19 protein-coding genes are annotated in these 21,983 nt (G+C 48.8%); 5 read left to right on the top strand and 14 right to left on the bottom strand.

The annotated features are described in order from the left end of the window. The first annotated feature begins 10 nt into the window (after positions 1-10). Both PIL01S_RS20220 and PIL01S_RS20215 read left to right on the top strand, forming a co-directional pair. Complete coding sequence (locus PIL01S_RS20220; RefSeq protein ID WP_127539088.1) at positions 11-598, top strand: chromate transporter; 588 nt, start codon at positions 11-13, stop codon at positions 596-598. A 3-nt stretch (positions 599-601) separates the two neighbouring features. Continuing rightward, complete coding sequence (locus PIL01S_RS20215) at positions 602-1,147, top strand: chromate transporter (RefSeq protein ID WP_095291571.1); 546 nt, start codon at positions 602-604, stop codon at positions 1,145-1,147. A gap of 107 nt (positions 1,148-1,254) precedes the next feature. On the opposite strand, the gene PIL01S_RS20210 is transcribed toward PIL01S_RS20215, so the two are convergent. Continuing rightward, positions 1,255-3,621 (bottom strand): Ig-like domain-containing protein, encoded by a 2,367-nt coding sequence (locus tag PIL01S_RS20210; RefSeq protein ID WP_127539087.1) that lies wholly within the window; start codon positions 3,619-3,621, stop codon positions 1,255-1,257. A 222-nt stretch (positions 3,622-3,843) separates the two neighbouring features. Between PIL01S_RS20210 and PIL01S_RS20205 the strand changes: the two genes are divergently transcribed. Further along, on the top strand, positions 3,844-4,458 hold the full coding sequence (locus PIL01S_RS20205; protein ID WP_127539086.1) for a class I SAM-dependent methyltransferase: 615 nt from the start codon (positions 3,844-3,846) through the stop codon (positions 4,456-4,458). Positions 4,459-4,564: 106 nt separating this feature from the next. Here PIL01S_RS20205 and PIL01S_RS20200 read toward each other — a convergent pair whose 3' ends face one another. After that, positions 4,565-5,725: a glycoside hydrolase family 88 protein gene (locus PIL01S_RS20200; protein ID WP_127539085.1), complete on the bottom strand. Its 1,161-nt coding sequence runs from the start codon at positions 5,723-5,725 to the stop codon at positions 4,565-4,567. 119 nt (positions 5,726-5,844) lie between these two features. Further along, the gene (locus PIL01S_RS20195; RefSeq protein ID WP_127539084.1) at positions 5,845-7,773 is read right to left on the bottom strand and encodes a heparinase II/III family protein; all 1,929 of its coding nucleotides are present in this window, start codon (positions 7,771-7,773) and stop codon (positions 5,845-5,847) included. 318 nt (positions 7,774-8,091) lie between these two features. On the opposite strand from PIL01S_RS20195, the gene PIL01S_RS20190 reads away from it, so the two are divergent. After that, positions 8,092-8,424: a hypothetical protein gene (locus tag PIL01S_RS20190; RefSeq protein WP_246058498.1), complete on the top strand. Its 333-nt coding sequence runs from the start codon at positions 8,092-8,094 to the stop codon at positions 8,422-8,424. Between the two features lie 124 nt (positions 8,425-8,548). Here the strand turns inward: PIL01S_RS20190 and PIL01S_RS20185 are convergent, their stop codons facing one another. From PIL01S_RS20185 to PIL01S_RS20155, 7 genes are all read right to left on the bottom strand, one after another. Continuing rightward, on the bottom strand, positions 8,549-8,776 hold the full coding sequence (locus tag PIL01S_RS20185; protein ID WP_127539082.1) for a KGG domain-containing protein: 228 nt from the start codon (positions 8,774-8,776) through the stop codon (positions 8,549-8,551). Between the two features lie 174 nt (positions 8,777-8,950). Further along, positions 8,951-9,607, bottom strand: a complete 657-nt coding sequence (locus tag PIL01S_RS20180) for an SGNH/GDSL hydrolase family protein (RefSeq protein WP_127539081.1) — start codon at positions 9,605-9,607, stop codon at positions 8,951-8,953. A 105-nt stretch (positions 9,608-9,712) separates the two neighbouring features. Beyond that, complete coding sequence (locus PIL01S_RS20175; protein WP_127539080.1) at positions 9,713-10,519, bottom strand: NAD-dependent epimerase/dehydratase family protein; 807 nt, start codon at positions 10,517-10,519, stop codon at positions 9,713-9,715. A gap of 108 nt (positions 10,520-10,627) precedes the next feature. Beyond that, complete coding sequence (locus PIL01S_RS20170; protein ID WP_127539079.1) at positions 10,628-10,957, bottom strand: AzlD domain-containing protein; 330 nt, start codon at positions 10,955-10,957, stop codon at positions 10,628-10,630. Then, complete coding sequence (locus tag PIL01S_RS20165) at positions 10,948-11,673, bottom strand: AzlC family ABC transporter permease (protein WP_246058504.1); 726 nt, start codon at positions 11,671-11,673, stop codon at positions 10,948-10,950. Before PIL01S_RS20165 ends, PIL01S_RS20170 begins: the two co-directional genes overlap by 10 nt. Before the next feature lie 220 nt (positions 11,674-11,893). Further along, the gene (locus PIL01S_RS20160; RefSeq protein WP_127539078.1) at positions 11,894-13,093 is read right to left on the bottom strand and encodes a DUF2087 domain-containing protein; all 1,200 of its coding nucleotides are present in this window, start codon (positions 13,091-13,093) and stop codon (positions 11,894-11,896) included. A 313-nt stretch (positions 13,094-13,406) separates the two neighbouring features. Next, a complete protein-coding gene (locus tag PIL01S_RS20155) occupies positions 13,407-15,380 on the bottom strand; it encodes a methyl-accepting chemotaxis protein (RefSeq protein ID WP_127539077.1) in 1,974 nt (657 codons plus the stop codon). A 309-nt stretch (positions 15,381-15,689) separates the two neighbouring features. Between PIL01S_RS20155 and PIL01S_RS20150 the strand changes: the two genes are divergently transcribed. After that, positions 15,690-17,048: a serine hydrolase gene (locus tag PIL01S_RS20150; RefSeq protein WP_127539076.1), complete on the top strand. Its 1,359-nt coding sequence runs from the start codon at positions 15,690-15,692 to the stop codon at positions 17,046-17,048. A gap of 128 nt (positions 17,049-17,176) precedes the next feature. Here PIL01S_RS20150 and nagZ read toward each other — a convergent pair whose 3' ends face one another. The 4 genes from nagZ to PIL01S_RS20130 are packed head-to-tail and all read right to left on the bottom strand — an operon-like array spanning position 17,177 to position 21,968. Next, a complete protein-coding gene (gene nagZ / locus PIL01S_RS20145; protein ID WP_127539075.1) occupies positions 17,177-18,862 on the bottom strand; it encodes a beta-N-acetylhexosaminidase in 1,686 nt (561 codons plus the stop codon). A 57-nt stretch (positions 18,863-18,919) separates the two neighbouring features. Further along, complete coding sequence (locus PIL01S_RS20140; protein WP_127539074.1) at positions 18,920-20,101, bottom strand: exo-beta-N-acetylmuramidase NamZ family protein; 1,182 nt, start codon at positions 20,099-20,101, stop codon at positions 18,920-18,922. Next, the gene (locus PIL01S_RS20135; RefSeq protein WP_127539073.1) at positions 20,098-20,811 is read right to left on the bottom strand and encodes a hypothetical protein; all 714 of its coding nucleotides are present in this window, start codon (positions 20,809-20,811) and stop codon (positions 20,098-20,100) included. The genes PIL01S_RS20140 and PIL01S_RS20135 overlap by 4 nt, the downstream gene beginning before the upstream one ends. Positions 20,812-20,858: 47 nt before the next feature. Then, the gene (locus PIL01S_RS20130) at positions 20,859-21,968 is read right to left on the bottom strand and encodes an ABC transporter ATP-binding protein (RefSeq protein WP_127539072.1); all 1,110 of its coding nucleotides are present in this window, start codon (positions 21,966-21,968) and stop codon (positions 20,859-20,861) included. Between the last annotated feature and the right edge of the window lie 15 nt (positions 21,969-21,983).

Raw genomic sequence — 21,983 nt, 5'->3', positions numbered from 1 at the left:
GGAAAACAGCATGAGTTGGAAAGATTACACCGGTCTCGTTACAGGTATGGTACGAACCGGGATATTGGGTTATGGCGGTGGTCCTTCGGTTATTCCGTTGATTCGTTATGAAGCAGTCACCCGTTATCAATGGGTTAGTGATGAGGAATTCGGCGAAATTTTGGCCATAGCCAATGCCCTGCCTGGTCCGATTGCAACCAAGATGGCTGCTTACCTCGGTTACAAAACCAAAGGCGTGCTCGGCGCCATCGTTTCCGTGCTGGCACACATTTTGCCCACGAGCATTGCCATCATCGCCCTGCTTGGCTCCATGTACGCACTGCGTGAGTCGAAGATCGTCGCAGGTATGGTAGCGGCTGTGCGCCCCGTGATTTTTGTGATGCTGGGCATGATGGCTTATGAATTTGCCAAAAAAGCATGGTCCGGACTCGGTAAAACCTTTGCCGTCCTGTTTGGTGTCATTGCGTTTGTGTTTTTGCAGCTGCTGAATATTCATCCAGGCATTGTTATTGCAGTCTTCCTGGGTTATGGCGTATTCCACCTGGACCTGGTTCAGCGCTACAAGTCCAAACGCAGCTCCGACAAGGAGGTGTCCTAAACGATGCTTCAGACATGGTGGGAATTGTTTTGGGGATTTTTCGTAGCAAATATTTTGGGATACGGGGGCGGTCCAGCTTCCATCCCGCTCATGCAGGAAGAAGTGGTGAACCATTATCAGTGGATGACCACAGAACAATTCGGCGATGTGCTCGCCATCGGGAATGCGCTCCCTGGTCCAATCGCTACCAAGATTGCCGCATTTGTCGGTTATCAGGTGGCCGGCTGGTTCGGAGCGTTTATCGCCAGTTTTGCCACAATTGTACCTTCTGCAGCCGCGCTGATCCTGCTGCTTCGTTTACTTAACAAGCATCGTACATCGCCCAAAGTCAAAGGAATGACGCTGCTTGTGCAGCCAGTTATTGCAGTACTTATGATTCTGCTCACGTGGGAATTCGGCCAAGTATCCACCGATTCCATCGGGATCTGGCAGACACTGATCATTGCAGGGATCTCCTTATGGGTCATGACCAAGACCAAACTGCATCCAGCTATTTTAATTGTTATCGCTTTTGCTTATGGTGCCTTGGTTCTGTCTCATACGATGTAATCCGTTGATCGAAAAAATATAATTGTTTATACCAAAAAAAACGGTGGTGTCAGCATCTAAGCTGGCATCACCGTTTTCCCGTTTACCTCTCACCTTCAAGGCAAGTTTTATTTCGCTTCAACAACGATGGTCACTTTTGTTTTCACGCCAGCATAACTCACCGTGATTGTCGCTTTACCTTTACCGTTAGCCTGAATAATACCATCCTTCACCGTTGCTGTTGCAATACGGGAGGACTTCCAGAGTGCCGGTTTGGAGACATTCTCTTCACTGCCATCTGCATATGTTGCCGTTGCTACCACGGTAACCTTATCCCCTGGTTTCATGGTCAGGGTAACTTTATCGGTTTGCAGATATTTCAGTGTATCTACATCGATAGCCACGGTTACAGATTTGCTGCCGTATTTGGCTGTAACTTTCGCTTTACCTGAACCAACCGCTTTTACTTTACCTTTGGTTACCTGAGCTACTTTGTAGCTGTTGGTTTTCCATTCGGCTTTGTCGGTTACATCGCGTTCGCTACCGTCATTAAAATACGCCACAACAGTAATATCAGCAGTCTCGCCAGATTTCAGCGATACGGCTGGCTCTGATGCTTCAATGCGGGCAATGACATCAACTTCAATTGCAATCGTAACCTTTTGGGAGCCATACTCTGCAGTAATGTTCACTTTACCGCTACCGTTTGCTGTTACCAAACCTTTTTTAACATCAGCTACCCGAGCATTGCTCGTTTTCCAAGTTGCTTCTGAAGTTACATCCAGCGTATTACCGTCTTCATCTGTACCCGTCAGGGTAATCTGCTGTGTTTCTTTGGATGCCAGTGCGATAAAGTTTACATCCGCTTCGAGACCGCTGGCCATACCAACCTCAACAGACATGGTCAGTGTTTTTCCATCCACTTTAGCGGTAATGGTTGCTTTGCCGACAGCGATACCCTTTACTTCGCCATCCTTGGACACTTCGGCAACTTTATCACTGCTGCTGCTCCATTCCACATCTTCAGTAACGACTTTGGATGTGTTACCATATACAGCTAGAACCTCTGCAGTAAAGGTATCGCCCACACCGATTGATTTTTTCTTGTTTTGCATTTCGTATTTGTCTGGGACATCTACACTTACAGTGATTTTGACCGTTTTGCCGCCATAAGCTACTGTAATAGTTGCCTGTCCCGATTTGTAAGCAGTAAGTTTACCAGCAGATACATAGACGATATCTTCATCGCTTGAAGTCCACGTTGCTTTGGATGTCACGTTCTCCGTGCTTCCATCTACATACTCCGCGTTGACTGTAAGTTCTTTTTCTTTTGTTCCGGTCAAACTCATAGCCAGTTTATCTTCAACGTCTACAACGTCCAAATAACGAGCTGTGTCTACATCTACCGTAATTTCAACGGTTTTACCACTGTAGCTGGCTTTAACTGTAGTTGTACCTTGGCCAATAGCCGTAATTTGCCCTTTATATACAGTAGCAACCTTTTCGTTACTTGATGTCCACACTGCCGTATTGGTTACATCTGCATCTGAACTATCCGGATAGATTGCCGTCAACGTCAGTTGTTTGGAGCGATCGGTATTGCTTAACTTGAAGAATAGCTTTTGCTCGTCGACCTTCAGATTGCTTGTCCGGTCCACGTCTACATCAATCGAAACGGTTTTTGTACCGTATTTAGCTGTGATTACAGCAGATCCCGCGGCATAACCTGTGATGGTGCCCTTCAGCACATCAGCAACTTTCTCATCACTGGAACTCCAATCTGCAAGAGAAGTTACATCCATGGTCGTCCCATCCGGATATGTTGCTGTCAAAACGACTTTGTCGCTTTTGTTCAACAGCAGGTTCACTTGCTTTTTATCTGTATCGATTCGCTTCACGACTTCGACGTTTACCTCAACGGTAACAGATTGTTTTCCTACCTTACCTGTAATTAGTGCCGTACCCGCGCTTTGGCCGGTAACTTTACCGTTCACTACAGTCGCTATCTGATCGTCATCAGAAGACCACTCTGCGATATCGGATACGGATTCAGAACTGTTATCACTGTAAGTTGCAGTCAGTGTGATCTGATCGGATTCACCTTTACGAATATCAATGGTTTGCTTGTCCTTCGTCAATGCCTTAACCTTTTTGGTCACGTTCACCTGAATGGATTGTGGCTTATTTTCATAGGATACGATGACCGTTGCCTGTCCCTCACCTTTGGCTGTAATTGTTCCGTTATATACCGTAGCCACTGCAGTGTCATCACTGCTCCAGCTTGCATTCACTGTAATATTACTTGTCGAAGCATCCGTGTAGACTCCTGTAGCTGTTACAGAACTGGATTCTCCCACTTCAAGCGCAACTTCATTTTTGGAAACCACTATTTTGGACAGTTCCTTATCTGCCGCAGCGGCCAAGCCTACGTTGGAAATACTCAGCACGAATACCAGCATCATCACCATGTACTTGGTCAATCTTGGCTTTAACATCATTTCCCCCCGATTATCATCATTTTTTTCCTTAATTTTAATGTCGGCAAGTTCTTTCCAGATGTTTAGGCTTTCAGCGATTTTTCAGAAAAATGATGGAAAAATAATTCGGAAGTCTCATCCTTCTCCGGGGAATCATACCCGCCAGCATTCCGCATAACCTATCTATATTGCTACTTAACAAGCGCCAAGCAACTGATTGTACATGATAGGAGGAGAAACATGCGGCAGCCCTTTGATTACATTGGATATTGGGAGCAGACATACCGTTCCGGAGAAACTTCTGGACGTGGATCATACGGGGTTCTGGCTGAATTCAAGGCCGAGATTGTGAACGGATTGATCCAGCAGGAGGGTATTACCAGCGTAATTGAGTTTGGATGTGGCGATGGCAACCAGCTGCAATTTATGAATTATAAAGAATACCTCGGTGTCGATGTCGCTGCCTCTTCGGTGCGCCTATGTGCTTCGAAATTTGCCACGGACTCCTCCAAAAGCTTCATGCTGTATACACCTGGCCTGTGGATCAACCGGGGTTTTCTGACGGCAGACCTTACGGTGTGTCTGGATGTGCTGTACCACATCACGGATGAGACCGATTTCCGCAATACCTTATATGATATTTTGCATTCATCAAAGGAATGGGTTGTACTTTACACCCGGTTGAAGGAAAACGGCAACCCAGGCGTGGACACGATTCAGGATCGCAACCTGTTCCATTATTTATTCGACTATCCCGACTTCAAGGTTCAAGAGATCATCCCGCAGCGATATCCCGATCAATCTTCAGCAGACTTTGTGATCCTCAGGCGCGTGCCATCGAAGAAAAACAAATAAATCATCTAACTCATATCACGAAAAACCACCCAAAACAGCCCAGTGGAAGATAGGCTGCCTCAGGTGGTTTTGTATTTCAATGATTTAATTCTCCGACATGTTGAGGTTAAAATAGACCCGGACGTCCGCGCAGCTTCGCCAGCGCTTCCATATAGAAATAATCGCCGTAAATGATCGGCACATTCAATCCCCTTCCTTCCGGGTAATGCACGGTTCCCTGCATGATCAGCCCCTCTTCCGCAGCTGACTCGCCTGAGCTGTAGCGCTCATGCAGGCCGCGAACGATGCGCTCGCCCGCTGCGGCATACTCTTCTCCGCGTGGCGACAGCTTCGCCAGCTCAAGCAGACCGCTCGCCGCAATCGCAGCGGCGGACGAATCCCACGCCATCTGATGCTCCGCCGGTGCGCGAAAATCCCAGAACGGCACGATATCTTCACCAAGCATGGCGAGGAAGAAATCGGCCGCGCGTTCCGCTGTCTCCAGATAGCGGGCTTCGCCCGTATACCGGTAAGACAGCGCAAAACCATGCAGCGCCCAGGCGGTGCCCCGCGCCCAGGCGGAACCCGGAGCATGGCCCTGTCCGCCATGCTCTCGCAGCTTCTGCCCCGTGTGTGGGTCGAACTCCACCACGTGGCAGATGGACCCGTCTGCACGAACGAACTCGCGCGCAACCGTGTCCGCATGCGCTTCCGCCAGCAAGCGGAAGCGGGGATCGCCGCTCTGCTCGGATGCCCAGTAGAGCAGTGGCAGGTTCATCATGCTGTCGATGATGGCTACGCCGCGCGTGTCCATTGCAGGCGAGTTGAAGTTCCAGGCACGAATGAACTGACCACGTACATTGAAACGAGCAGCAAATAGATTGGCAGCAAGCATCCCCCGCCGCCGGCTGTCCATGCTGCCAGTCTGCCGGTAAGATGCTACGCCGCTAAGCAGCCAGATGAAACCCAGATCGTGATCCACCGAATCCGGATTGCGGAGGCACCCCTCCAGCTGCCGTTCACAGCTATCTGCAAAACGGGACAATGGAGCAGCATCCACATTTTCCGGGGACTCACCATACACGAGCCATAACAATCCTGGCCAGAATCCGGCTGTCCACCATTCCGGATCATTCTGGTCATACGTTCCCTGCGGAGAGATGTGTGGAAAGGTATCCTTGATTCGCTGTGCGTTGCGAATTGTTTTGTCCGCGCCCTGCCGCCATGCTTCTTCAACCCATGTTACCGATGTCGATGTACTCACGAGCTTTGCCTCCTCTTTTCGCATTCTAATTTATTTACTCATACACATAAGCAACTTTGATGGACTATATCAGCACGCTTGTCTTCAGTGGTTTCCTTGCAACAGTTCAGTCCGGGTTGTCCTCAATTATTTTTCGAATTGAATTACCTCGGATAAATGGTGAATTTGAATCTGCACCTTGTCTCCTGTACAGAATGATCCCGAGAATCTCCGCTTTCATCTGCGTTTTGCCGCATGATTAATGCGGTGCGGTAAAACTTCTGTGGCAGGTGATCATGATCCACGGTCTCGATCACTTCGATCTGTGCATTCCAGCATTCTGCGTCATACTCCATAAACACCACAGCTCTGCTTCCTTCCCATCGTACTCCTGTTTCTTGCAAGACAGGTTCGATTCGACTGATAAAATGCTGGGCGACTCGCGGTTCTCCATTCAGGCGCTCCTCTATTTGAATACTAGAAGCTTGACGCCATTGATAGTGGTCTTCAAGGAGAAGCTCTGCTTCGGAAGTTCCAGCTGAACCATGCCATCGTAACCGCCGGATATATCTTGCCAGTGTAGGAGCCTCCGAATAAGCTGACGTCAGGTCCAATTCAGCCTCTATCCCCTGTGAAGGCAAGTGCTTGATATGTAGTATTTTGGCCTCGGCTTGTCGTCCGGATTGCTGACTCGTTCCTTCAATGACAGGAACGCTATGCCCACGAGAGCCAATTTGCAGAATGCTCTCTCGCCCAGGTGCGAAGTAGGCTTGAGTATACTCGCCTGAACCTGGATCACAGAGAATGTTTTCACCGCCGCCATGAAGGATGAAGTGTCCCAGATCATTATGATTATGGGGCTCTGCGTTATGACCCCCTTTTACCGAAAAGGCCACCTTCACTTCCTTCTGTTCACCTGTTGTCAGCATCCCTCGTGCTATCACCCACGATAAGTTCTCCAAGTAAATCGGAGCCTCAGGCTCACCCGATTCAGTCTCAGTCTCGAACTTAGCTGGATTAGTCCAGAGTACATTGCGGACAGCATGAGCCCACCTGCGGCAGGGATCCTGGGAGAGAAGCGGGATGTGAAGCCCTGAGTTGATTGGAATCTGCTGCCGTTCGGACAAAAGGGACAGCAAACCGGACGGAATCGTCTCCCGCTCACGACTGTCCGAATAGTTAATATACACCCCGCCCGATAAATGAATATTTCCCGGGAAAGCAGCAATTGCTCCCGTCTTGGGTTCTGACAACATATCCAGTTCATCTGCACTGAACAATCTCAGCATCTCTGCGTAATAGGTATAGAATCCGAATCCGTACACCCAGTAGCCCACACCTTCAGCACATCCTCCATCCGTCCCGTAACCACTCAAAAAGGCATTCATGCATCGAATGGTGTGCTGCACAGCCATGGTTCTAAGACGCTCATCCTCCAATAAAAGGAGAGCAGCAATTCCGCATCCTCCACTGCAAACGGCTGACCAGTTGTGATTTGCCTCTTCCCAACCATAAGTCCGCTGCTCTCGGTACAATGGAGTAAATATCCTGTCTTCTATCTCTGCCTTGACCATCCGGATCACACGTTCATCCAGCATGTCATCCAGCATAACGACTAGCTCTGCCAGCATCTGTGCGGTCTCTGCAGCGAATAGATCAATATGTGTTCTTGCGCCAGCTTCTTCCCCTTCCGGTATATGGGCAGACAGACACCAGGTTTGTTCGGTACAAACACTCCAGATCAGATCCTCCACCAGATGCAAACGAGAGGAAGACGGCGATACTGCCATCAGCAACCCCAGCGATACAAGCCTTCCGCGCCTTTCAAAATAGGCCTGCTCATACGCTTGACGCTCACCCGTATCCCTGAATTGACGAAATAGGGAAAAAGATAGTTCAGGCAGGTTCTCCGTGAGTGCCTTCTGTTCATATCCTTCTAAATCCGACCAAAAGCCGGCGTAAATGGGGTCATTCCACGTGTCCGTGAGCCTGTCTTTCCAGTGATGGATAAGCTCCAAACCATCGGACTTTCCATGTTGCATAGCCGCAGCGATGTGATCTGCCGTCCAACGTAATCCAGGGTGAACTGTCATCAGAATTCCTCCCCATTTTTGTAACCGATTTCATTTTAGCCTATCAAGTAGTAAAAATGAAGGGAATTCGGCTAATCTTATGTAAAAAAACAAATAAAATGAAAATAACTGAAACTTTTCAGACGTTTTTCTCGTAATAAAGTTGTCGGTACTCATTGTATATGTACGTTAATCCATTATGAGGACAGGTGAACGATACTGAAGACTGAATTATTTAATCAGGCTGTAATTGAACTGCTGCATCGCTCGGATAGCCATGCACTTGTCCAGGTGGAGACTCATTTTCCGGATAACCGCCTCGTTGGCGGCAAATATCACATGGGAACTCACACCGTGTATCTATATCAAAAAGAAATTATGGAGCAATGCCGGATGTTGTTCGGATCGCTGGCTCCATTAGAAGCCTATATTTATGTTATTTTGGCCCATGAACTGGGTCATGCCGAGGATGTAGAGTTAGTGGAACTATCAAACCGCCTTGATGGTCCTCTTACAGCTCTTGAGCAGGCGGAGATTCGGCTGCGCATTGAAGAAAATGCCTGGCGTTATGCAGAATCCCTGCTATCGGATATGGATCCCGTGTTTCTGCGTACCATCATTGATGAATCCCTGCTTAGCTATCGTCAAGCGATTGAACCACATATTGCCTGAATGTTCTAGCACAGCTGTAGCAAACAAGGCCAGACTCACCCTTTTCCACAGGTGAGATCTGGCCTTATTTGCTTGGACTACATTTATACATTTTATTCATGCATGCTTGCTTCTATATCAATGATTAATTTTTCCGATTACGCGACCGGGCTTGTCCGCCCTTGCGCCCTGCTTCTTCACGGCTCATTTTTCCATCCTGATCATCATTTCCGTCACTGTTGCCCCGGGCTTGTCCGCCCTCACGTCCAATCTCCTGATAGAAATCCTTGTCATGGTTCTTCGAGGTTGCTTCTCCACCCTTACGTCCTGCTTCTTCACGGCTCATTTTTCCGTTTTGGTTATTCTGTGCCATTTTGAATTCACTCCTTATCGGGTATTGAGTATAGTGTGCTACGCTTTTTATTTACCCTCTATAATGTCAATAAAACATGTTATTTCTAAATTTGTAATTTTTCTTTATTTTATTTTAGTGATATTTCATTATGTAAAAAGAGCAGAGAATCTGCAAAGATCCTCTGCTCGATTTTTATTGAATTTTAAGCTGACTGTCCTGTACAACAGACAACCATTGACGTGCAATCAGTTCGTGACCCGCTGCCGTTGGATGCACACCATCCCACAACCAATAGGATGCCTCTGCCTTTTCAGTCGCTTGATTGAGCACATCCTGCAATGGAACGAACACAGCACCGAACTCATCCGCGAGCTCCCGGACAAGGCGTTGATATTGGCCTATTTTCTCCTGCCATGCATCCCATTTTTCCACCGTAGCACCGGTTTTCAGAATGAAGGGTTCCATCAACACGAGCCCTGTATTCGGAAGCACTTCCCGCGTCTCTTCCAGCAGATGATGATATGCCCGTCCGAGACGATCCCTTACCCCGCTGGGCTCATTATTGATTATACGCCAGGCGTCATTCACACCGATCAGAATGCTGATCAGATCCGGCTTCAAACTAAAGGTATCTTCATTCCAGCGTGCATACAGATCGGATGCGCGATCCCCACTGACCGCCCTGTTGTAAAAGGTGAGCTGCTTCTCTGCCAGCTCCGCCCCCAATCTGCTTGAGATCAGATAAGCGTAGCCATGTCCCAAAAAGTGATTCGGATCATCGTTCCGCGATCTTCCTCCGTCTGTAATGGAGTCTCCCTGAAACAATATTACGGATGGACTTGTACTCATGATTTGAACCGTTCCTTCCTCTTATGCAAAATGGAAACCTTGATTCTACAGTCTCCATTTTATCCCTTTCCGGTTCAATAGAAAATAGCGTTTTCAAAAGTTCAACTAAACGCCCTTCTGGTCTTTTGCTACATATCCTCCGCCCTGATATTTCGTCTCATCCTGCTTATCCGGCGCACCTCTGCGCTTCGCTTCTTCCCACAGCGCGGCAGCATCGTCTTCCGGGCGGTATCCAATTTTTTCAGCCAAATAACCGATATCATAATAATTGTCGCTATTCGCGGAGGTTCCGTATAGATTAAGATACTTCATCCCGGAATCGGCTTCAATACAGCACACAGCAAGCTGCACCATATCCCTCGGGGAAATCCAGATATGAGCAGAGCGCTCGGAATGCGGATAATCATCCCCGGAGAAGTTGCCGATCCGAATATTGAATGAAGACAGGTCATACTTGTCGACATAATAACGGCCAAGCAGTTCAATATAACATTTGCTGAGGCCATAGAAGCTGTCAGGGCGATAGGGGTCGTCGACCTCAATCTCTTCACCTGTACGGTAAAAGCCAGTTGCATGGTTAGAGCTTGCAAAAATGACACGCTGAACACCATTCATTCGTGCTGCTTCATATACATGGTAAGCACCCGTTACGTTGATCGGGAGAACTTTGCCCAAGAAGTCCTCTCCATCCTTGGCCCAGGCAATGTGCAGCACGGTATGCACTCCTCGCATCAGCTCTTGCAGCCTTTCCGCGTCCGTAACATCCATTGGGACAATACCTGCTCCAGAATCCTCCTGAAGATCAGCCGCAACAATATCATACTTGTCCATTTCCCTCAGACCATCCAGCAGACTGCGACCGATTACGCCAGCAGCACCTGTGATCAGTACCTTTTTCCTCGTATTACCCATTTGCCTTCGCTCCCTTCATTCTTTACGGATACCTCAGTTCTACTATATAGGTCTATAGAACATTATTAACCGTTAGTCTGAAGGAATTACCTGTACCTCTTGCGTCCTCTACCCGAGCACATAACGCAAAAGCATCATGGCTACAATGCCCACAAGAACCGTACCGAGAAGGCTTCGAGTCCAGATCGCTACCACAAAGGTAGGCAGGGCGGCCCACAGTGCAGCATTTTGGGTGAGCGGTACCAGCTGGTTGCCAGACATCAACAGTTCCTGGCCAATTAGTGATGCCATCACGGCCACAGGCACATATTCCAGCCAGCGAAGCAGCCATACCGGAATCTGTATTTTGCTAAACAGCATTAGGGGCAGCACCCGGGGAATAAAGGTCAACAAGGCGGACCCGATAATAATCCAAAATACATCCCATCTTACTTCCATCGTTCCATGACAACTCCCATCGTTGCTGCAACGACTGCAGCCACTATAATGCTCATACTGCCTAAGGAAGCCATACTCGCGAGTACCACACACACCACGGCGATAATGGCTACATTGATGTGCAGCTTTCTGTTTTTCCGATGGATTAACTGGAGCACGATTAGGCCGATAAACATGGCCGGGAGGGCAAAATCCAGTCCAAACTGCTCCGGATTCGTGATCCAGCGCCCGAAATAGGCTCCTGCCATATTGGCTGCGAACCAATTCAGATAAGCTGTAATATTCAATCCATGCATCCAACGTTCACTTAATGTTTTGCGGCCAATTGCGCGAGTCATCGCCACTCCGAACGATTCATCCGTGAGCAGGGAGCCAATCCACATGTTTTTGAGTGGGGTCAGATGTCTGAAATACGGGGAAACTGCAGCACTGAGCAACAGATGACGCAGATTCACAAAGAAAATGGTGAATATGATTGCTGCTGCCGATCCGTTCGATGCGAGCATGCCTGCGGCAATAAACTGGGCCGAACCTGCATATAAGATCAGACTCAGCAGGGCGATTTCTGCCATACTGAGTCCTGCTGTCATTTCGATGACGCCTGCTGCAAACCCAATACTCAGATAGCCAAGCAGAGTTGGAATGCAATCCTTTACCCCCTGCATAAACGTGGCATGATCCCGAGTCTCTAAGATGTCTTCTGATTTTGTGACCATGGGCATTGATTTATCCAATTCTGCTGCAACTCCTTCTCATCCCTTCAGAGATATAAATACGTTTCCTTTATAATAATCTAGAAATATACCACAAGTTGAATTAATGAGGGAGAGACAGATTTCTCCTTTACAGAACAGATGCAATAAATCTCTCATGCAAAAAGCCCATAACCTGTTAAGGTCATGGACTCGGTAAGCCAGAATTGAATGTGCTGCGGAATTACTCACTACTACCTTTTTTGTCCCCGTGATATCCTTGTTCGCCGTATGGCTCAAGCTGATCCATCCAACGATTCAAACATTTGGCGAGTGCATCCTTGGTGTCAAAATAGGGGTTATCCTCTTTTTTCAATACTTCCAGCACTTCAATCGTAAACGCATCATCACCGTATTCATTCCATTCCGCCTGCAGCTGCTTGTTCAGATGGCTGCCCATTTGCAGCATGAATTTCTGTCCATTGATCGTCTTCAGATTCAACGTGCTGTCCACAAAAACTTTGCCGTTACGCTCATTGCGGATCTGGTATATACCCGCCTCCGTTTTGACTTCCTTGGCCTGCTCCTGAAGCTCTTTGCGCCGATTCATCTCTTCATTTTCTCCTTTCGCACGTCCCGTTTCGGTTTGCTTCCTATTCTTCTCTTCATGCTCTGCCGGAAGGTTCAGCCAGTACTGACTGCCGTCCTCTTCACGACTCAGGAAACCGTAGTCGATCAGATATCTCCTCAGTTCCACGTAGTCCTCATAGATTTGTTTTAAGACTTCGTTAACCTGTTTCTCGGTATAGTCGCGTTTTGGCTCGAACCGTTTGGCAATTTCAGTGAGAACGATATATTTATGCTTCTGCTGCATGTGAAAACTCGACAGTGGACCATCTGTTCCTTCTGGAAAATACTTGGTCAGTACTTTTTCGCGGTCCTGTTCCGAAATATCAAACTGTTTATAGTTGATCGTATGCACATGTCTTGTGACAGGCAATACGAGCTCGGCAGGAGCATAGTCATCCTTGCTTTTTAGCAGTTCCATCAATGCCAAAAAGATTTTGGCCTGCCGTTCTTTCTCCTTCAGCACAAACCGATGATTCCGAATGGTGGACGCACTACCGATCCCAAGTGCCTTCTGCACTTCGGTATCCTTCTTCCCTTCATAAAACTGGCCAAGTAACCCCCGCTGCACGTCGGACAGGCCTGTTACACTTTTATCCAGCTCCAGCAAATATTCAAAAACAGATCCATGGGCCTTCTCAATATGAACACGCATATATCTCTCTGCCTCATAGAGAACACCTTCCTCGGGATAGACAATTCCCGCTTCCGTTTTATAGCCACAGCAGATACATGTAAAGGTTGGCCCTTCCGCGAGATATCCCCGCTTGATCTCTTCGAGCGTGGCCGTCTGCAATAATGGTTCCGATGATTTCATTGGACAAACTCCTTTTTATGCTTTTATTTAGATATCCCAATCGACAATCGATATTACTCAATAATTTAATTTAAGTTTGTTTATTTATAGATATAATATAATTTTGTTTGTTTAAAGTCAACAATCATCTCCTGTATGCTCTCTTCTCAATGAGTTAAACCCTCAGTGAAGTTACCAGGGCATACTTTTTCCAATAAAAAAAAGACTACAGGAATTGACCCTGCAGTCTGGTTATCATCGTCATGCTGACGCTGGCACTCTACGGTTTATCCCCTTTCTAACACAGAGGCACCGCTTTATTCATTTTAATCGGTTATAGCTTGAAACGTTCAATCATGCTCTGCAGATCTTCAGCCATTCGAGACAATGCGGCAGAGGAAGCTGCCACTTCTTCCATCGTGGCAAGCTGCTCCTGCGCTGCAGCAGAGCCATCTTCCGTACCGGATGCGATCTGATCAGACAAGACAATGGTGTCATTGACCGCTTTGGTTACATGATTCATTCCTCCATCAATCTGACGGGATGCCGCAGATACTTCTCCGGCTTGAGCAGCAACGAGCTGCACCGCATCTCGAATGGTACGGAACGCATCGCCCGCTTCGGTAATCAGCTCAGAACCTTTCACCATACCTTCACCTGTACGTGCAAAGGTGGACTGCACCGCGTATGTTTTCTCCTGCATTTCACGCATCAACTCATTAATCCGCTCAGCCGAGCTGCCTGAATTGTGAGCCAGAGCCTTGACCTCATTTGCTACTACAGCAAAGCCGCGTCCTTGCTCTCCAGCTCTGGCAGCCTCAATGCTCGCATTCAACGCGAGAATATTGGTCTGTTTCGCAATGGAGGTAATTTCGGTAACGATCTGAATAATCTCTTCATTTTTTGCCCGGAGATCCTCAATGACTGCCGCCATGGCTTCACTCTCTTCGTTGACCTGCTGAATATGAGCGACTGCCTCTTCTACGGTTACCATTCCGGCTTCGGACTTGTTCGAAGCTTCCCCTGCAATGCGGGCCGTTTCTTCAGCGCTGGAAGATATTTCTTTGACCCCAATGGACATCTCTCCGACAAGCTGACCCGTTGCCGCAAGACTGTCATTTTGTTTGGTCGTTCCTTCTGCTGCATTCTGCATCAGCTCGGCCACCTGTTCTGTGGCTTTGGACGTCTGTTCCGAACTGGCCATTAATTCCTCGGAAGATGCTGCGAGCTGGCTCGACGTATCATGCACCTCTCCAAGAACATTGCGCAGCGATGAAGTCATGGAGTCGAAGCTGTCTCCAAGCTGTCCAAATTCATCCCGCCGCTTCAGCCCTACACGAACCGTAAGGTCCCCGGCGCTGACCTTGGATGCGGCCTGGGTGAGCTGCTGCAGTGGACGAATAATTCCCCGGATGATGAATATAAGCAGGATCATTCCGATGATGAGTGAACTTCCCACAAGCGTGTAAGTTCGAATCATAATCGGTCTAACCGCTTCATCGGCTTCAGAAGGCAGCATCTCACCGACAATTTTCCATCCCGTCGCCGGGTTGGTGAAGTATACAGCTTCCACTTCTTGCCCTTCATACGTATACTTCACGGTCCCTGTGTCGCTGGTGTACATTTTGTTAATATAGTCTTGGTCTGACTGCACACCCGATTCGATATTGTAATGGAACAGGAATTTCCCACCATTGTCCAGCATGTACAGCTTTCCTTTTTCACCAATATGGATCTGATCCACGTTTTCTTTCAAATGGTTAAGGCTTACATTGGCTCCAAATACACCTTTACCGTCAGCCAGCTTGGCAGAAGCGGTCACAACCCACTCTCCCGTTGTTGCCGACTGGAATGTGTCCGAAATAATAGCTTCATTCGCCGCCATACCCATCGTATACCAGCTTCGTTCCCGCGGATCATAGATTTGTTGTCCAGGATCAGGAGACTTCATCCAGCTTCCATCCTCGGCACCGATCGTCAGAACGCCAAGTTCTTTATGATTTTCAGACATATGGTCCATTTGTTTTTGTAGTGCAGGCGATTTATTAATAACATCCTCGGAAGTAAAACCCGCAGCAAGCTGTGCAGCGTTATCCTTCTCCATGTTGAGCATCTGATCAATCTGTAAACTGAGCATCTCTGTTTTGGCTTGTGCAGAATGCAGGAGTTCCTCCCTGACCCGTTCTGCGGCTTTATCGTAAGATAACCAACCAACGGTGATACTTGGCACAATCAAAAATAGAAGCAGCGCCGCGACCAGACGTTTTTTTACGGTTGGCGCAAACCATTGTTGAAACCTTTTCTTCATATTAACTATCCCCCATCATCATCTTCACCTTTCTTTTTATCGGACGAACATCATGAAAACATTATGTATGAATACTAAATATCATCGAAATTCTATTATTTTTGTTAGGCACTTCTATTCTCTTGTTCTCCATCCATTTTGACCCTCTTCGCGAGATCGTTTACAATATTTTAAGCTGGTTATTCATGAAAAGTTTGGAAGGAGAGGATTCAAATCACACGCAGATCGCCTCACGAGCCTCAATCGGTTTCCAAGGCCTATTTATCCCTGTTTCGTATTCTGCTCGCGTTCATTCTGGTTGCAGGGCCGGTGCTGGGACAATTCAGCACATCCATATCGGCTGCACAGAACACGCAAGCAGTTCTTATTGAAGTGAATGGCGAACCACAATCCTGGAAGAATACACCTCAGATCTATAACGGATCAACATACGTACCCCTTAGGGATGTCGTCCAGTCGGTGAAGGGTTCCTTGAAATGGGATAATCGTACCAAAACGGCTACCATCACCGTCGGAAGTGATACTTTGGTTCACCAGGCCGGCAGCAACTCGATTAAGGTCAACCATGTTCGCCTGGATGCAGGCGTGAAATCCCGTACGGTTAACGGAACGCTTAGGGTACCTGTCCGTCCTATGGCGAATGCCCTGAAAGCCGATATTAAAGTCGGCCGCACCTCATCGGGTCAGATGAGCGTGAACATCCAAACGGACAAAGTCAGTTTGCTGGACAAGGAAGTGACCAGCGTGGATGCTTATTTACGTGAGGTCCAATTCCCTGGCATGGCCCTAATTGCCCGCAATGGTGAAGTATTGCTTCGTCAAGGATATGGACTGGCCGATGAGAAAACGCTGAACCGCCCGGACCAGAAGACAAGAATCGCTTCACTGAGCAAATCCTTCACAGCAGCTTCCATTCTCAGCCTCGCGGAAGATGGCAAGCTGAATGTAGAAGATCCCATCTCCAAATACATCTCTGGTATTCCGAAAGGTGACGAGATGACTCTGCACATGCTGTTATCTCAAACTTCCGGGCTTCCGTCTGCATTTGGCCGGGGTGAGGGAACCTCACTGGAAGAAACGGTAGAGGAGATCCGGCACAAAACGCTGAAGTTCGAACCGGGCACTGCCTATCTCTACAGCAATAGCGGCTATGTGCTGCTAGCCTATGTCATTGAACAGGTATCCGGCATGAGTTATGCCGACTATGTTCAACAAACGATTCTGAAGCCGCTCGGCATGAAAAACTCGGGTGAGGCATCACGTAAGGTCAAAACCATTAGTGGTTTCGTCGCAGAAAATAACAAGTGGGTGCCTGCTCCTTATTACGTGTCACAATCGGGATCAGGGACGATCTATTCGACGGTTGACGATATGCTCAAATGGGACCGCGCACTGTACACCGATCAGATCCTGAGTCAAGAGACAATTGAACAGATGTACAAGCCCTATTCGGACAAAAATTACGGCTACGCCTGGATTCTCAAGGAGAACGGCGATAATCGTACCGTCTTCCACAATGGCAGCGGTGGCGGTTTTGCCACAGCCTTCTCTCGTAATCTATCTGACGACGTAACAATTATTCTGCTTGGTAATCATGCGGGTATGGATATGACCTCTTTGATGGATGAAGTAGAAGTGCGCACAGCCAAAGCATTGAAATTGCAATAATTGGTTTATACGCATTAAAAGAGACGGCCCCTTAGGGTCGTCTCTTTCGTTTAGGTAATGCCATGTTACCGTTGGGAGATTAACTCCTCTACTGTATGAAGTGCATTTGATGAACAACTGATTAGATGTTATATCAGATTTACGGGAAGCTTTCCGGCAAAAGGGATATGCCCCATCATTGCTCTGGCGGCACTATCCATGGCAAGCGGACGGCTTTCGTAAGCCGCTACATAGACTTTCACGTCCGGAAGAGCCTGCAGATCATAGGGGCTCCGCAGCGCTACAACAGCCAGCGGTTTACCCAACTGCTGAAGCCAGCCGATTAGCCGGCATTGCGGGTCACCTGAAGGACTGCTCGCATTATAGGTACCCACCACGATCTGCCTGATGCTCTCCTCTTCCGCAGCCTGAAGCAGGCGGGCAGATGAAAGCGCAACGTCCTCCGGGGTTACGGTTAAGTCGATAACATCAAGTCCATGTCTCGCCAAAGCAGAACCAAGCGTATCAGCTTGGCTAAGCTGCTCGTCGGCGATGGTTGTCACCGATGCAGCAATAGTAATCACCAGTGTTCGTTCCGGCTTCAGCGGAAGCATATCCAGCTGGTCTTGCACCAGCGTGATGCTCCTCTCACTAATGTGCCTCGCAACCTCTTGATGCTGCAGACTGTTGCGCTCCAGCTGCTCATTTGATGATGTCTGATCATTCCCTACCTTGGATAATGAACGTTCAGACCCGCCACTAGCCACTTCATCATCTGTGTGCATTTTTATCTCCAACAGTCCATGCTTCTCCTTGTACATCAGCAGGCGGGCAACCGATTCATCAATGCGTTTTTCGCTGATCCGTCCATTCTTCACTCCTGCTTCCAATGCTTCGAAGGCTTCCGCCTGAAGCTTAGCTGTGTGGCTGATAAGTACAAGATCGGCTCCTGCTTCAACAGCCATCACCGCAGCTTCAACCGTACCATAATGAACAGCGATGGCATTCATCTCCATGCAATCTGTTACAATGATCCCCTCATATCCAAGCTCCTGCCGCAGCAGCCCGCTCAGTACGGTATGCGACAGCGTCACCGGAAGCCTCTCTGGTTCCAGGGCCGGAAAATAAATATGGGCGGACATTATGGCGTCCACTCCTTCTGCTATCGCAGCCTGGAAGGGAACGAGCTCCACCCGTTCCACCCGCTCTCTGTCGTGCATGATTACGGGAAGATCCAGATGAGAGTCCGTATCTGTATCTCCATGACCGGGGAAGTGTTTCGCCGTCGCGGCAATACCTGCCCCCTGAAGCCCCGCGATGGTCTTCACACCGTAGTCTGCGACGGATTGAGGTGATTCACCAAACGATCGGACTCCTATAACCGGATTTGCCGCATTATTGTTGATATCGAGGACCGGAGCAAAATTCATGTTAATTCCCATCGATTTCAACTCCAGCCCACTAATATATGCTGCTTCATACGCCTTTTCGTTGGAACCCGCCGCGGCAATGGCCATCTGTCCCGGCATCAGAGTAATCCCGTTCGTGATCCGCGCTACCATGCCCCCCTCTTGATCGATGGATATCCAGAGTGGGAGTTGACCGCTTTTAGCTGCAATCCCCTGTAACCCGGCAGATAACCGTTCTACCTGCTCTGGCGACTCGATGTTACGCGCAAAATAAATTACGCCTCCAATCGGATACGTACGAAGCAGGCATTCTACATCTCCAGCTGCTTCGGTACCATGAAAACCGCACAGCAGCATCTGTCCAATTTTTTCACGCAAAGTCATTCTTGCCAGCTTATGTTGGTACTGCTCCAGTAGCCCCGTCATTCCGCGCCTCCTCACGACGAATATCATCCCTCATTAGGCATCGCATCAATGCACCTCTCATGGATACAACAAAAACGGCTTGCGCCGCTCTCCCCATTCCTTCGCCTGCGCATTCCATGTTTCAACCAAATCGAATAATTTCTCTTGGATATGTATCCCTTCCCTGACTTCCTTGCCTCCTGTCAACAAATCAATAAAATACCTCGAACCAGGCCGCGGCGGCTCCAACCAGTGGAATTCCTCGGAATAGAGCGAAGCAAGCTCATGCAGTAGAACGAGTCCTGTTTCCACAGCCTGGAATTCGCTGCTATCCGTAATAAAAAGTCGAATGCCGCCGCATAACTCACCTGCATGCTTGGAGAACGTCGGAGACATGTACACAGGATGCACATGTACCCCCTTCAACCCATAACTCCGAAATCGTGCAGCCAGCTGATGCCCATCGATCCACGGTGCTCCAATCCACTCGAACGGGATGGTCGTTCCCCTCCCCTCCGACACATTGGTACCTTCAAACAGGCAAGTACCCGGATATACCTGTACCGTATTTAAGGTAGGTACATTTGGCGAGGGGAGCATCCAGGGCAGTCCCGTATCCGTAAAAAGAAATTCTCTCTTCCATCCGTCCATCGTGATGACGTCAAGTTCACATGGAACATCGGCCTGGCTGTTCACCATTAGGGCCAGCTCACCGACTGTTAATCCAGTGCGGATCGGAATACGCCAGGCACCGACAAGTGATTCGTATCCCGCACTCAGCACCCCGCCTTCCACTGCCTCCCCGCCAAGCGGATTGGGACGATCCAGCACCAACATGCGTTTGCCTGCTTCAGCACAGGCTTCCATCATTTGAAATAAGGTTGAGGCATATGTGTAGTAGCGAACGCCTATATCCTGAATGTCGAACAGCACGGTATCCACTCCGGCGAGCATGGATGGGGTCACTTTCTTGTGTTCTCCATAGAGACTGAACACAGGGATCCCCAGACGCGGATGCACCGTATCCCCGAATCGGACTCCTGCCTGAAGCTCACCGTCCAATCCATGTTCACAGGCATACAATGCCGCCAGCTCCGCATCTGACAATCCGGCACACACCTCCACTGAAGAGACAAAATCAGACGTAATGCCGGTTGGATTCGTTATCAGACCAATGCGGGAACCCCCCAGCAACCACGGGTGAGACTCCCCCTCGAACAATCGGTCAAGTCCTGTTCTTACAATAGCCCCTCTGCTCATCCCGCATTCTCCTGACTCATCCACCCCGCATGTTGATGATCATTGCCAGCAGACATGTTGGGTTCCTCTTGAGGCTCAAGTACATTTTGCGCAACCTTATGCTGATAGATGGCGAACATGCCTGCGAATAACGCTCCGAAACCAACCACAGTTAGACCGAGTAATGCTGTCAGACATATAGCTTGAAAACAAGCTCCCATCGTATACCCTGGATGGCGAAAGAACAGCTTCACGCTTTCCCCCATTGCCTGGATGATACCCATGTCCTTTTGCAGCACAAGCTGCCAGGTATAGAACTGTGACATCAGGGCCATGAGTACGAAGAACGTTTGGAATACACTCACAGCCGTCCCCAGCATGCCGCCCTGTTCGCCGTAATACCACCAGGTTGACCACAGGATGAAGCCCAGCACAGCAATGAGGATACCTACTGCACCACCAGGTACAATCCCCTTCAAGGTGCCTGCCCACAAATCCCGAGGTCCATTACGACGTTCCTTCCGTTCCAGCCTGTGATGTACGGTGTAACAAACACCGAACACAATGGGCATATAGATTACAGCGAGCAGCATGATCGCGATCGGCAGCGGAGCAAGCATCAAAATGGGAACCAGAACCAACGAGCTGGCTACACTGAACAAGGCCACAGGAATAATGTCGCGGTAGATCTCCACCCCGGATCTGACCAGCACCTCACTTAATTTGCGCATCCCGCATCTCCCCTTTCTTACCGTTCCTTCGAATCGTTCTTACTTGGCTACTCCCGGCCGATGGCCAGCTCTGTCTCCGGATCGAAAAAATGCGCTTTTCGCAAGTCCAGCACGAAGTTTTTATCCATGCCGACGTACGCATGCGTCTCTGGATGTACTTTGGCCGTTACGGTACGAGCACCAAGGTGAAAGTACACCAGATTTTCCGAGCCCAGATGCTCCACAACCTGAACACGAGCCTGCAGCATATGGTCTGTTGGAATATTAGGTGCGACATCATCTCCAAAGATATGCTCTGGGCGCAGACCAAGAATCACTCGTCTACCCTGATGGCTTTGCAGTCGGACAAGCATATCCTCCGGTAAGGTGAAGGATGCTCCGTCCACCACAACCTGCGTTCCCTCAATTTGAGCATCAATGAAGTTCATGGCAGGAGAACCAATGAATCCGGCAACAAACATGTTGCGAGGACTCGCATACAGCTCTTTCGGCGAGGCTACCTGCTGAATGTCGCCATGATTCATGACCACGATTCGTTCTCCGAGTGTCATGGCTTCCACCTGATCATGCGTGACATAAACAATGGTAGCACCAAGCCGCTTGTGAAGCTCACCCAGTTCTACACGCATTTGCACACGCAGCTTCGCATCCAGATTGGACAGAGGTTCATCGAACAAGAATACCTGCGGATCACGGACAATCGCCCGTCCCACCGCTACCCGCTGGCGTTGACCACCAGACAGTTCACGCGGCTTGCGCTCCAGCATAGCCTCAAGCCCAAGAATGGAAGCAGCATTCTGCACCTGCTCATCAATATAGGATTTTGGCTTTTTGAGATTTTTCAGGCCAAAGGACAGATTTTCCCGAATGGTCATGTGCGGGTAGAGTGCATAATCCTGAAATACCATTGCAATATCCCGGTCCTTCGGATGCAGGTCGTTGACGACCCGATCACCAATTACAATATCCCCGCTCGTTTGCTTCTCCAGACCGGCGATCATTCGCAGTGATGTTGTTTTTCCACAGCCCGAAGGACCAACAAACACGACGAATTCCTTATCTTCTATAACAAAGTCCGAGCCGGCCACAGCCGTGAACGTTCCTTTATGATCGTCTTTGAATTCTTTGCGCACTTGGCGAAACTCCACGCGTGCCATAGGTAGATCCCCCTT

It is taken from the genome of Paenibacillus illinoisensis NBRC 15959 (genome assembly GCF_004000925.1).
Lineage (GTDB): Bacteria > Bacillota > Bacilli > Paenibacillales > Paenibacillaceae > Paenibacillus > Paenibacillus illinoisensis.
Note: the sequence above shows the minus strand (reverse complement) of the source record. Positions and strands in the feature narration are given on the sequence as shown.